The following is a 495-nucleotide window of genomic DNA, read 5'->3' as shown; positions in this document are numbered from 1 at the left end:
CTTCCGCAGCGGGTGCGCCTTCCACACCGTTCGAGTTTGTTCCTTTCAGGGCATCAAGGATCAGGCGTGTATCTTCTTTCCCGGTGAAACAGGTGTACATTTTGCCCAGCATCTTTGCGGAAAGCCCGTCAATCGTTTTACCAAGACCGCCCCAATAGAAGCTGGAAGACAAGTCAGCTGCATAACACTCTTGTGCCGCAATGACAAAAGACTGCGAATGTGCCCGGATACACAAACCACGACGGATAAACTTCAACTTGTTGGCAGGAGTTAACGAGTTCCATTCCTCACGGGTAAAATACCATTTGGAATTATCGGAAATCCGGTTACATGCCACCCGCATGTCCAGCAATCCGGTAGCCCACTTTATCCGGTTCGGGAATTCGCTGGCACGCGAGTTTTCCGTAATGTCGGCAAAGCCTACCGCCTGCAAGGCTTTTACCTGTTCCTGTTTATTGAGACGCAGCAGGGTTGCGCTCTGTTCTTTTGTACTCA

Annotated in this window: 1 pseudogene; it reads right to left on the bottom strand. The window is 50.5% G+C overall.

What is annotated here, in order from left to right:
- A pseudogene (locus HMPREF2794_RS17165) lies at positions 1-495 on the bottom strand (Vir protein); the annotation flags it as partial.

Source organism: Bacteroides sp. HMSC067B03 (assembly GCF_001811315.1).
Classification (GTDB): Bacteria; Bacteroidota; Bacteroidia; order Bacteroidales; family Bacteroidaceae; genus Bacteroides; species Bacteroides faecis.
Note: the sequence above shows the minus strand (reverse complement) of the source record. Positions and strands in the feature narration are given on the sequence as shown.